Below are 12,135 nucleotides of genomic sequence, written 5' to 3' on the forward strand. Positions count from 1 at the left end.
GAATAAAGATGCGACGCCCGAATACTCGGTATCACAGACTCGCTCTAAGCGGAGTTATACCATTCGCGTTAGCGTCTCTGAAAGAGAAGGCTTTACACTGCGCTATTTGCCACTTGTACAGAATACCCAACTGAATTCTGACGACTGGCTCCTGAATTCTGTTGCGATAAAAAGTTATCCAAAAGCTGCTGCATCCAAACAAAATTAAGGCCCTCACGCCAATTATCCAACCAAGATAACCCAATACAGTTCAGAATGAGCAACAAAACACTTGTAGAGACGGCGATTTATCGCGTCTCAAAATCCCAAAATTGTTGCCAGTAGCCCTTAACTAAACCGTATTGCAAGATAACCAAGCTGATTCAATTTTTTCCTCATACCCAGCAAAAAAGTTTTCACTGTGAGTATTTTAGATGCATAATTAGCAATATTATTTACTACGATTATTAGCCCTAAATGTATCGCACAAATATTGTAAAGCTATTCACAAAAAGAAAGATCGTATTCCGAGAACAAGAATGGTTATTTAGCCTACTGGTAATATCTCTAGTTCTCTGGCTGATATTTTTAGGAAACTCCCCTTTGCGAGATTGGGATGAAGGTACTTACGCTCTAGTTGCCAGAGAAATTTACCGTACTGGTAACTGGCTTTATCCCACTATTCAAGGAGAACCATTTTTATTAAAACCGCCTTTGATGCAATGGTTAATTGCTTGCTGCTACCACTTAGGAGGAGTACAAGAATTCACCACACGCTTACCTGGTGCAGTTTTAACTGCCTTGGGAGTGCCTTTGCTTTACTTGGTAGGGCGTTTGGCTTTTAAGCAAAGTTTACCAGCTCTATTTGCTGCTTTAGTTTACTTGACAATGTTGCCTGTGGTGCGTCATGGAAGACTAGCAATGTTAGATGGGATGACCATTTCTTTTTTCTTGCTGTTGTTATTTTGTCTTTTGAAGGCACGTCAGAACCGAAAATATGCTCTAGGTGTAGGATTTTGTCTGGGGTTAATTATTCTGACAAAAGGGATGATAGTTTTACTGTTGGGGGCGATCGCCTGTTTATTTTTGCTTGCAGATCGACAATTAGCTTTGTTAAAAAGTCCCTATCTCTGGGTGGGAATTTTGTTAGGAAATGCCCCGGCGATCGCTTGGTACATTGCTCAATGGCAACGTTATGGTAATACCTTCTTAGAAGTGCATTTTCAAGCACAAGCTTTTGACCGCCTGGTACAATCTGTTGAAGGGAATAGCGGGCCTGTTTGGTACTATTTATTAGAATTACTCAAATATGGTTTTCCCTGGCTGTTATTTTTGCCTGGAGGGCTTTATCTCGCTTGGAAAAAACGTCATAATACTTGGGGATCTCTAGTTCTTTTGGGCACAATTGTTTACTTAGGAACTATTTCTTTGATGAGAACTAAACTACCCTGGTATGTCATGCCTGTATATCCATTTTTAGCTTTGGCAATTGGTGCTAATTTGAGCGAAGTTTGGCATAATCGTCATTTTCGAGTGCGAGGTTGGACAATATTTCTAGCTATTATTTCTATTGCTGGTTTAGGAGGTTGTGTTTACTTTTATCTGAAAAAACAGCCTATTTTGATAGTCATGAGCATTATTTTGACAATAAGTATGGGTATCACAGTATGGCTAATTAAAAAGCGCGAGCGTAATTTTATTCCAGTGTTATTTACAGGGATGTATTTAGTTTTAACGCTGTTGGTAAGCTCGCAATCTTGGATTTGGGAATTAAAAGAAGCTTTTCCAGTTAAACCAGTAGCAGACTTAATTCGGGCAAATGTTTCACCAGAAGCAATAATTTATACCTCATTTCCTTATAGTCGTCCTAGTTTAAATTTTTATAGCGATCGTAAAGTAGTTTCTGCTTCTGTTGCTGTTTTAAAACAACAAATGTTATCTAATAAATCTTATTTACTGCTAGATGATGCGACTTTGAAGCAAATAAATTTATTTGAACATCAGGTTCTAGGCACTGCTGATAAATTTACTCTTATTTCACCATCAATTAAATAGCACATGATAGCGATTTCTGGGGAAAATGTCAAAGATAGTTATATTTATGAATATGATTTTAACTAATATTTTTTTCAAAAAGATATACATCGTCTTGTTGATATTCTAAGTTAAATTTAGACTGATTTTTCAAAATATTTACTAAGCTTGAAAGAGATTCTGAACTTGCAGCCCAACCTGGATGGCGGATATTGAGCAAGATATAGTGAAACTTATTCAATTCAGCAATGTCTTGAGAAGGATTATATTTAAAGCTAATCAACTGTCTATGAGTTAAATGTGGAGTAATTATATCTGTAGTCAGAACACTATCTTTAGTTTTAACTAGAGCGATCGCCTCTTTTGTGGCTGGCAAATTATCTAGATGATGGAGATATCTTGAGCTAAAGAACCCATATTTACCTAAAATCAAAAACCAAACTAAAGACCACAAAACAATTGCTCGTCTTTTTGGTAGCCATGCTTTACCTGCTGCTAGGCTGGCAATTCCGACTAAAACAAGAAATGGAATTGCTGGTAAAGAGTAATGCAAAACTAGGTTTTTTTGCGAAGGATGATCGGCAAGTAAATTTAGTGCTACACAAGGAAGTATACTTATCAAAGGTACGATATATTGTGGTCTTAAAGCCCAAATAACAGGTAATAATAAAAAACATAAATATTCTAGATTCAGAATTGAAAAAAGGTTGTTAAAAATGATTTTTGGTTGGAATAGTAAGATTTGTAGCATTTCGGAAAAGGAGTTTCCCAAATAGCTATAGCGATAAAGATGACGGTTAAGTAACGCCGCTTCACCACCAAAATGAGGGATGATAATCCAGTTAGCAATCAAAAACCATATTGTCCCACTAATAATAGCGATCGCACCATACAAACGCCGCTTTTCAAACAAGAGTAGCCAAATTCCCATAGCCACTACAGTCAGGGATAATACGGCCTTACAACCCAATACCAAAAGAATACTAACGCCAAACCAAACTAGTTTTCTGGTTCTAGCAGCCAAAACAGCCATCAAAAGTGCCGGGACTGCGATCGGATCTGGGTGAAAATCACATAGATTGCTATTGTAGACCACCGGATACATTAGATATACAGCCACCATTGCGATCGCTAAATTTTCTTTTAAACCTGCTTGCAGCGCCAGAAGATATGTAGGTAAAGCACCTAATGCTAAAGCAATAGACTGTACTGCAAACAGCCAATAAACGCTAGGGTAAATTTTGTATAGTAAAGCCAAAGGATATAAAATCCAAGCAGCATGATCGGCTAAAACATGAAAGCCAATTACAGAAGAAACTGGCACTTGTCCTTGACTAATTAGGTAAATACCTTGGTCAAAAAATGCTAAATCCCCAGAAGAATTAAATAATTCGTGTCGGAAACTGCTGGAGATAAATAAAATTAAGGTACTAATGCCGATAAATGCTCTGATCTTATTCATTTTTGGCAGTTGTTCTGTTACTAAAATCCTGCTTGCACTTACTACCAATTTTTATTGATATTTGAGGACAATTCAGCTTGTAATTTCGGATAAATTACATCAGACTTTCGCACAACAAACCAGAGGGCAAAACCTAAAGGTATTGAAAACAACTGGATAAAGATGGGAGTTCCCAAATAGCCAAAAAATGATGCCATTGGCACTATTATCCCTACCCAAAAATATCGGGGAAAATAAAAGGCAAAGATAATCGAAAGTATATCAGCAGGATAAAAATATCTTTCGTGCATTTTGGGTAGGATATATGGCATAAACAAAACTGATATGGTGGCTAAGTGTATCAGCCTATCTTGAGTAATTTCTAGTCTACTTTTATAAACAATATATGCAAATAAAAATATTGCAGATATCGTTAACGTTAAAGCTATAGGTACAACAATATTATAAAAATTGTTAGGAATCCATTGATAAAGATTAGGTGCGCCTTTAGCTAATTCCTTATATTTATTAGCTTGATTAAAATAGACTAATAGCAATTCTTGTATTGGTCTTCCCATAAACCAAGGTGGTAAAACTGTAATGATATATACCGCCGGTATTAATGGTAGATAATACCAATGAATTCTTTTTTTGAGCAAAAGAGCTAATAATAAAGGTGCTAAAAACATAGCTTGCAACTTAAAAGAAAGTGCCACACCAAAACTGAGTAAGGCTGGAATTTCTTTTTGAATAGATAAAAAGTAAAGACAGGCAATCAATCCTGTTGTATAGATAACGTCACATTGACCCCAGAGGGCACTATTATATATAACAACAGGACTCAAGATAATTGCCAAAAAAGCAAAGATGGGTTTCCTGCCCTGTGGATATTTGAGTCGGACAATTTTGTAAGTTAAAAATGCACAAAGAAAATCAACAGTCATAGCAAAAAGCTTGATTGCTAAAATTTTTGGCAATCCAGATAGCAAGGTAGCAGCAATTAAAATCCAGTAGAGATAAGAAGGTGTGTAATCGGCAAAACTATATTTGAGAGCGCTGAAACCGCCATGAGATGCAATGAAATCATACCAAGGCGCTAAAAAATATTTATAATCCACCGATTTATTTGGAACACAGGCTAATCGAATCAGCACTGCTAATATTATGCCAATAGCTACGTATCCAGGAACGGGTAATGGGAGAGAGTTTAAGAGCCTATTGAACGGAGATTTCACTAATTTTAATAATGTCTTGTCAGAAGTTTTCATCATAAATTGTATCAGTCAAGTTGGCGGTGTCCAAATAATAAATCAAGAATAATAAAACTAGCCCTGGCGACTAGAAGTCGCGGCCACACGAGACTTTAACAAGAGAGGCAGTCTTGCTGGAGAAATGCCTCCTGCCTTCTTCACAACTGCCACTTTCTAGCTACCTGTTATAGTGCTACATCCTTCGTTCGTTACTTGAACAGTGGATTGACTAGATTGGGCGAGATAGATACCTACTAGAACTACGGCAAAAGTTGCCCAGTCAAACAAACCGACTTGTTCTGAAAAAATGAACCAAGCAAAAATGGAAGCTAGAACTGGTTCTAGAAGAAGCGTGACGGCGACAACTCCTGAAGAGATTCTGCTGAGGCTATAAGCCAAAAGTCCCTGACCCAAAACTTGGCAGAAGAGAGCTTGGAAAATGATGAAAAACCAACCCGTCCAGGAATAGGGTAATAGCCTGTCTTCCAGAAATGGGAGGACGGGTAGTAGAAACATTGTTGTCACTCCACAGCGCCACAGCATGATAGTTGCAGTGCTAAATCGGGTTCGGAGTCGTTCTATCAGCAGCATACACGTGGCCATGAAAACCGCAGTTAGCAATGCTAAGGTATCACCCAATATTTGATCAGTTGCAAATTGTACCTTATTGAGTTCAAACGCGATCGCTCCCCCCAAGGCGATGACCAGACCAATCACGAATCTGTGATCGAAACGCCGACCGAATAACAGATAACCAGCCAAAGCAACAAATAAGGAGTTCAAATTAGACAGTAAAGCCACATTAGCAACACTAGTTTGACTCAGCGCCCAAGCCCACAAGAGGAGGTAGGTTCCAGCAGAGGTTCCCATTGCCAACAATAGCCACACTTCTTGTTTGGTAAAAGGTTTCTGTTCTATAGATTGGTTATCAGACTGTTGGTAACGGTAAGCCTCAAGTCCATTCCACAGACCAAAGACAAGTGTAGCAATCCAACTGCGATGAAATACTACAGCATTTGCACCAATTTCTTGTTGACACAATTTGGTCAGAGATGGTGCTAAAGATATGGGAATTAGGGCAAATAATAATGAGACAGTCCCTAATAAAGCTGGTGTTTCGGAGAATTGTTGCTTTAGTAATGACAGTTTGAGCGTCATACTTTTAACGAAAGTGTTAACTATATTTTTGACTGATTCCTGAAGCGGGTAATTAACAGTAGCTTGGCTAGATACGGCTAAGTATAAACCGATTAAAACTACGGCGAACCCTACCCAATTTGATAAAGTTAATGTTTCCGAAAATATTACAAGAGCAAAAATGCCGCTAAATACTGGCTCTAACAGATGCACCAAGGACACAACCACAGAGGAAAACTTAGCAAGGCTATAGGTCAAAAGCCCATGACCTAAAACTTGGCAGATCAGGGCTAGGGAAATCACCCAAAGCCACCCACTAACTGTAGAGGGGAAAAGTTGATCTTGAGTGAGCAAAAGTATGGGGAAGAGTACTAAAGCTGCGATCGCACAAATCCACAACTGAATTGTGGACGGAGAAAATTTGGTGCGTAATTTTTCTACGATTAGCAGGTATGCACTCAGGAAAATCGCCGAAACGATGGCAGCCAAGCCTCCTTGAACTTCATCTGTGGCTATTTGCAGTTCCTCAAATTCAATAGCGATCGCTCCCCCAAGGGCGACGACCAGCCCAATCAGGAATTGGTTTTCAAAACGCTTACGAAATAACAGCCACACCCCTAAACTAGTAAAGATGGGGGCGAGATTATGCAACACACTAGAGATTGCAACGCTAGTTTGAGTTAGTGACCAAGCCAACAAAACTAAAGTGGCAGCCCAAAGAATACCAGCACCTAGCAATAGCAATAGATCCTGACTGGTGTAGGGCTGCTGTTCTACAGGTTTGTCTACGGAAAATCGCTGTCGTATTGCCTTGTATCCATGCCAGAGTAAGAAGACCACACTAGCAAGCCAAAAGCGATTAAATACAGTGGCACTGGGGCTGAGTTCCATTTCGCTCAATTTCAGAAAAATAGAGCCAAAAGATATGGCACCTACACCTAGAAATAATGAAGCGATCGCGATCTTCGTTTGATTAAATAAATTCATTAGAAAATTTCAATGCAACTCATCTATATGGATCAACCCTCTAACCAACCCAGCGCTCTTGGGCAAATCCTACAGCTATTTTGGCTAGTAGTGTCATAAAAGCCCCCAATATTAAATATCCCTGACGAGGATGGCGAGATAACAGTACACCAATGGCTATGTTCAAAGGCACAATACCATAAGCGAGACGGCTCAAGGAGATGGTGCCTCCAGAAGCCAATAGCAAACCAATACCACAAAAGCCATAAATAACTGTAACCGGTGTCAGTTGCGTGTGTAAGTGCCACAATATATAGCCACCACCCAAGACCATGAACAAGTTGAGCAAGTTATTAATCCACTGTTCGCTTGCTAGAATCAACAAAAGTAAGGCTAAAGCATAAAAGCCATAGAATAATTTTACAGAACTAAAACGTTGACGGAAACGCCATAAAAGATAGCTACTGGCAACACTCAAGCCAAACAAGAAGAGATACCAAGGGTCTTGAATCCCGCCAGAGGGGTTTTGAACCCAACCATTGTGCCAATTTTCTCTGCCGACTACAATTTGCATGAACATATTTAACCAACCCTGCCAATCAAAGCCCAGAGTTGGTCGCCATCCTTTTTGTGCTTCGATAAAAGCTAAAGGGTTGCCAAAATAAATCGCACAATACAAACTGAATAAAAGTATGCCAATAGCGGTAGTCAAACCAGCTATATAGGCAATAGGTGGTCGGCGTTCTTTCCAGGCTGCGATCGCCAATGCTGGAATTAATGCCATACCTGTAGGACGTGTTGCTGTGGCCATCGCACCCCAAAGGGCAGTCCAGCCATACTGTTTCTGATCAAAGGCCTGCAAAGTTGCCGTACTCAAAAACAAATACAGCCCCTCTGTGTAAATCACTCCCGTAAACATAGAAGACGGATACAAAGAAACCACAGATGTTACCCAATGCGCTGCATTGATGCCATAATGCCCTTTGACCCAAAAGTATAAACAGTAAAGCGCTGCAAAAAATGCCAAGTTGTTGACTAACGTCCCTGCTAATTCAAACGGTAAGCCCAACTTCATCAAAACCCAGATGCTTAAGGGAAATAGAGGAAAGAAGGCTAGATTATGCTGTTTGCCGTCATTGGCAAATTCATAGCCAGAAGTTGCGATCGCTCGATAATGCATACTATCCCAAGCATCAAAAATCCCCCAACCAAAATGGGGCAAAAAGTCTTCTGCTGGTAATGGTAGCTTTGGCGCAATCAGCAACATAGCAGTCCAGATGAATATTCGACTGGCAAACCATATTGCCGCTGGAAACAGGAAATCATTTTTCCATAAAACTTTTTTTATAACTATCTGAACTTTGACCATAAGCTTGAGTGCTTTCACAAACTCCTTTCTGAATCCTTTTACATATAGCTGTAACACAGCAATTTATGAGTAACATCTTGCACCAACATAATTAACAAACTGGACAAATTAGCAATTAATTGAAATTATTTCCTATTTGGTTACTTTTGCCAATTATCTCGGAGTTTATCTGTAAAAAGATAGTATTTATAAATACATATTTTGTCTAGTTACATTTTTTGAGATTTATCTGTTGTAAAACTTTGAAATTAACAAATTGGGGCTGGCGCAGGGACGAGTAAAAGAGGACATAGAGACACGCGGGCACTTTCTTTCTTCCCCTCCTCCTCGGCAATGTATCGATTATGGTGATTGCTGTGATTAAAGAGTCCCCAGCAATTTATAGTGGGAGTTGTCTGTAAATCCTTAAGCAATTGTGAAAGCGATTACTCTTGTTGGTTCCACTGGTTCTATTGGTACTCAGACTTTAGATATTGTCACTCAGTACCCAGATCAATTTCAGATTGTGGGATTGGCAGCTGGGCGTAATGTGGAAATGTTGGCTGCTCAAATTCGGCAATTTCGACCGAAAATAGCAGCCATTTGCTCAGAAGAGCAATTACCAGCCCTTAAAGAAGCAATCATTGACCTCGATCCCCAACCGATTCTACTGGCGGGTGACGCCGGAGTGATAGAAGTCGCCCGTTACGGTGATGCCCAAACTGTTGTTACGGGGATTGTTGGTTGTGCTGGTTTGCTACCCACGATCGCAGCGATAGAAGCTGGTAAAGATATTGCCTTAGCGAACAAAGAAACCCTGATTGCCGGGGCACCTGTGGTTCTACCCCTAGTTGAAAAACATGGTGTCAAATTACTCCCAGCCGATTCCGAACATTCCGCAATCTTTCAATGCCTCCAAGGCGTGCCAAAGGCAGGCTTGCGGAAAATTTTGCTGACTGCCTCTGGTGGGGCTTTCCGAGACTGGGATGTAGAAAAATTAGCAGATGTAACCGTAGCTGATGCCCTCAAGCATCCGAATTGGTCGATGGGGCGGAAAATCACAGTAGACTCTGCTACTTTGATGAATAAAGGGCTAGAAGTAATTGAGGCTCACTTTCTGTTTGGGTTGGATTATGACAATATCGAAATTGTCATTCATCCCCAAAGCATCATTCACTCGCTGATTGAATTGCAAGATACTTCAGTTTTAGCCCAACTCGGTTGGCCGGATATGCGCTTACCCTTACTCTATGCCCTATCTTGGCCCGATCGCATTTACACCAACTGGGAACGACTAGATTTAGTCAAAGCTGGAAATTTAACCTTCCGGGAACCAGATCATCAGAAGTATCCTTGTATGCAGTTAGCTTATGCTGTGGGTAAAGCTGGTGGTTCCATGCCTGCTGTGTTGAATGCTGCAAATGAGCAGGCTGTGGCTTTATTTTTAGACGAAAAAATTCGCTTTTTAGATATTCCTCGGTGTATCGAATGGGTGTGCGATCGCCATCAAAATGATAACCGTACAAATCCCTCTTTAGATGACATTTTGACAGCAGATAAATGGGCAAGACAAGAAGTTTTAATAGCGACTGAAAAGTTAGAAACCCAACCGCAGATAATTTCTCTGCGATAAAAACCTTAAATCGAACCAAAAGATCCCCGACTTCTTGAAGAAGTCGGGGATCTGAGCCTCTAGGTTATTGTGTTCTATCTGTTCTCACTTCAGACTAAAGCCTCATTGCTGCCTAAAATATATTTAGTGGCTTCCTGCTCACTTATTGTTTTTATACATATCTACAAATAAATAAACAGATTTTCCGGAAGTTTGCCAAATTGCCAAATAATTTACCTGACATCCAAATTATCGTCTGATTCTCGTGTAAAATATTTTTGGAACATTTACGCAAAAAAAACAGTTTTAGTAAACACTATTAATTAGCTGTAATAGCTAGATAATTTTCCCTTTCTGAATAAACACACTCTCAGACAAGGGCAATTAATAAGGAATTATATATAAAGGAATTAATATATGATTGCGACGCTGATTGTAGCTTGGATAGTCTTCATAATATTATGGAAGTTGCTGAAAGCAACCCTAAAGAGTGCATTGACTATTGCCGCAATCCTAATCTTATTAAATATCAGTTTTGGCATTACCCCGCAAGATATCTGGTATCACGTAACGCAGTTTGCTCAAACTATCTCCCAGATACAAAGTGGCAAATAGAAAATTAAAAATTGTTATTTAATGCCGAAATCTTGGCTAATGCATCCTTAACACTCGCTGGCAACTGACGCATAATCTTGCCTCTTTCGCGATCTAAAGCTACTAAAGTCACCTTGGCGGTGACGTACAATTGTTGTCCATCAGTTGATACAATGGCATAATCCCAATTGATTCGCACACCAGTCACCTCAGCCATACGCGTTTTTACCATCACTGTTAGACCTAATTGAATTGAGTGATGATAGCGCACCGACAGTTCTACAACTGGTAAATCGCAGCCGATAGTGACTAAATCAGCAAATTCAATCCCGATAGATCGCAAGCATTCAATCCGCGCTTCTTCCATCCAAGCTATATAGGAACCGTGCCAGACAATGCCGGCATAGTCAGTGTGGTGGGGTTGCACTCTCACAGGATATTCAAACCAATTCCCAAATTCATGACTGGATGGATTGTCAAGGGCGCTGGTTGGTGGTAGTTTTGCTTGGTTGGGTTTTTCTTCTGACATCTTCAAATTTCTCAGCACCTATAAATTTTCCAAATCAATAAAAATTAATTGCGTTGCCGGACTTCTTGATTTAGTATTTACCTTCCTGGAATAGGGAGTATTTTATTATGCAGGTTAATCTTAAGTATGTTAATACTGTTGCTTTGACTCTACTTAGTTTACTAGGTTTTGGGATGGCGTACCCAGACAATAATCAGGTAAGCACAAATGCAAGGTTGAGGTACAAATCTGGAGAAAAAGCTCAAGCTTTACCCATGAATAATCGTAAGCGTTCAGGGGGTATCTGCTCTAAATGATTGACTAAGCAGAGTGCGATCGCTTTCCCATTCTCATACACGATCAACTGCGTCAGCCTTTCTCACTACCCACAGTGCGATGTCCTGCATGATGAAGTGCGTTGGCGCAGCCCGCCACAGGCATCGCAGTTTCTTACTTGAGTTAGCAAGACTTCAATAACCATCATCTTATAATAGAGTCAACCAGCATAAAGCGGAATTTATGAATGCCAAACAGAAAATAATTGAAGAGATAGAAAATGTACCAGAAGAAATTATATACGAGGTTCTGGACTTTTTACTTTTTTTGAAAGCCAAAGAAGATAAAGAGGATTTAAAAGATGCAAAAGCTGCATTAAAAGAAGCACAAGAGGTTGGTACGATTTCCTTGGGTGAACTCAAAAGGGAATTAGGTTTGTGAGTTACGAAGTAGAAATTGCTCCGGCTGCAAAAAGACAGATAAAAAAATTACCCTATGATGTTCAACAAAAAGTGGTTGCTAAATTGGAAGAACTTGCTTTTGAGCCTCGTCCTGATGGTATGAAAAAATTAGAAGGTTCTGATAATTTATATAGAGTCAGATTGGGAAAATATCGAATTATTTACGAAATACAAGATGGTTTATTATTAGTCACGGTGGTCAAAGTAAAGCATCGTAGTGATGTTTATAGATTGTGAACAACTAAAAATCGGGAGCATCCCAAATGTACAAAAACGCCTTACCTGATATCTTGCACCAGGCGACTGGAAGTCGCGGCTACACAGGCAAAACCCGCCTGCGCGGGTTGAAAACCTTGATTTTGCATTAGTCCGCGTAGGCGGACTTTATTTGTATAGCCGCGATTTCTAATCGCCAGGGCTAGGTGCAAGATATGAGCCTCCAACTAGCGGACTACGCCACTAGCAACAAATAAAAGAAACACAGTATTGGGAGCGTTAAGGTCAATAAATATTACACTCTTATTGGTGT

10 protein-coding genes are annotated in these 12,135 nt (G+C 39.8%); 5 read left to right on the forward strand and 5 right to left on the reverse strand.

The annotated features are described in order from the left end of the window. Positions 1 to 456 precede the first annotated feature (456 nt). Positions 457 to 2,034, forward strand: coding sequence for an ArnT family glycosyltransferase (locus tag V7K67_RS05595; RefSeq protein ID WP_334732619.1), 1,578 nt, complete (start codon positions 457 to 459; stop codon positions 2,032 to 2,034). 58 nt (positions 2,035 to 2,092) lie between these two features. On the opposite strand, the gene V7K67_RS05600 is transcribed toward V7K67_RS05595, so the two are convergent. From V7K67_RS05600 to V7K67_RS05615, 4 genes are all read right to left on the reverse strand, one after another. Continuing rightward, positions 2,093 to 3,475 carry a DUF2079 domain-containing protein gene (locus V7K67_RS05600; RefSeq protein ID WP_334732618.1) on the reverse strand — a complete coding sequence of 461 codons (1,383 nt, stop codon included), beginning with the start codon at positions 3,473 to 3,475 and terminating at the stop codon, positions 2,093 to 2,095. A gap of 41 nt (positions 3,476 to 3,516) precedes the next feature. Next, positions 3,517 to 4,725, reverse strand: a complete 1,209-nt coding sequence (locus tag V7K67_RS05605; RefSeq protein ID WP_335165553.1) for a hypothetical protein — start codon at positions 4,723 to 4,725, stop codon at positions 3,517 to 3,519. A 153-nt stretch (positions 4,726 to 4,878) separates the two neighbouring features. After that, on the reverse strand, positions 4,879 to 6,828 hold the full coding sequence (locus V7K67_RS05610; RefSeq protein WP_334732616.1) for a DMT family transporter: 1,950 nt from the start codon (positions 6,826 to 6,828) through the stop codon (positions 4,879 to 4,881). A 40-nt stretch (positions 6,829 to 6,868) separates the two neighbouring features. Further along, positions 6,869 to 8,176, reverse strand: coding sequence for a mannosyltransferase family protein (locus V7K67_RS05615; RefSeq protein ID WP_335165581.1), 1,308 nt, complete (start codon positions 8,174 to 8,176; stop codon positions 6,869 to 6,871). A 415-nt stretch (positions 8,177 to 8,591) separates the two neighbouring features. Here V7K67_RS05615 and dxr point away from each other — a divergent pair, with 415 nt between their 5' ends. Continuing rightward, complete coding sequence (dxr, locus tag V7K67_RS05620; RefSeq protein WP_335165555.1) at positions 8,592 to 9,788, forward strand: 1-deoxy-D-xylulose-5-phosphate reductoisomerase; 1,197 nt, start codon at positions 8,592 to 8,594, stop codon at positions 9,786 to 9,788. 396 nt (positions 9,789 to 10,184) lie between these two features. Further along, a complete protein-coding gene (locus tag V7K67_RS05625) occupies positions 10,185 to 10,382 on the forward strand; it encodes a hypothetical protein (RefSeq protein ID WP_334732614.1) in 198 nt (65 codons plus the stop codon). A gap of 4 nt (positions 10,383 to 10,386) precedes the next feature. Here the strand turns inward: V7K67_RS05625 and V7K67_RS05630 are convergent, their stop codons facing one another. After that, a complete protein-coding gene (locus V7K67_RS05630) occupies positions 10,387 to 10,890 on the reverse strand; it encodes an acyl-CoA thioesterase (protein ID WP_335165557.1) in 504 nt (167 codons plus the stop codon). Between the two features lie 498 nt (positions 10,891 to 11,388). Here V7K67_RS05630 and V7K67_RS05635 point away from each other — a divergent pair, with 498 nt between their 5' ends. Both V7K67_RS05635 and V7K67_RS05640 read left to right on the forward strand, forming a co-directional pair. After that, on the forward strand, positions 11,389 to 11,586 hold the full coding sequence (locus V7K67_RS05635) for a DUF2281 domain-containing protein (protein WP_335165559.1): 198 nt from the start codon (positions 11,389 to 11,391) through the stop codon (positions 11,584 to 11,586). Beyond that, positions 11,583 to 11,843, forward strand: a complete 261-nt coding sequence (locus V7K67_RS05640) for a type II toxin-antitoxin system RelE family toxin (protein ID WP_334732610.1) — start codon at positions 11,583 to 11,585, stop codon at positions 11,841 to 11,843. Before V7K67_RS05635 ends, V7K67_RS05640 begins: the two co-directional genes overlap by 4 nt. Positions 11,844 to 12,135 lie beyond the last annotated feature (292 nt).

This window comes from Nostoc sp. (assembly GCF_036917155.1).
In the GTDB taxonomy this organism is placed as follows: Bacteria; Cyanobacteriota; Cyanobacteriia; order Cyanobacteriales; family Nostocaceae; genus Nostoc.

Bases quoted from the DNA above. Each gene is read 5' to 3' on its own strand.
- V7K67_RS05595 (WP_334732619.1), top strand. From the start codon at position 457: ATGTATCGCACAAATATTGTAAAGCTATTCACAAAAAGAAAGATCGTA.
- V7K67_RS05600 (WP_334732618.1), bottom strand. From the start codon at position 3,475: ATGAATAAGATCAGAGCATTTATCGGCATTAGTACCTTAATTTTATTT.
- V7K67_RS05605 (WP_335165553.1), bottom strand. From the start codon at position 4,725: ATGATGAAAACTTCTGACAAGACATTATTAAAATTAGTGAAATCTCCG.
- V7K67_RS05610 (WP_334732616.1), bottom strand. From the start codon at position 6,828: ATGAATTTATTTAATCAAACGAAGATCGCGATCGCTTCATTATTTCTA.
- V7K67_RS05615 (WP_335165581.1), bottom strand. From the start codon at position 8,176: ATGGTCAAAGTTCAGATAGTTATAAAAAAAGTTTTATGGAAAAATGAT.
- V7K67_RS05625 (WP_334732614.1), top strand. From the start codon at position 10,185: ATGATTGCGACGCTGATTGTAGCTTGGATAGTCTTCATAATATTATGG.
- V7K67_RS05630 (WP_335165557.1), bottom strand. From the start codon at position 10,890: ATGTCAGAAGAAAAACCCAACCAAGCAAAACTACCACCAACCAGCGCC.
- V7K67_RS05635 (WP_335165559.1), top strand. From the start codon at position 11,389: ATGAATGCCAAACAGAAAATAATTGAAGAGATAGAAAATGTACCAGAA.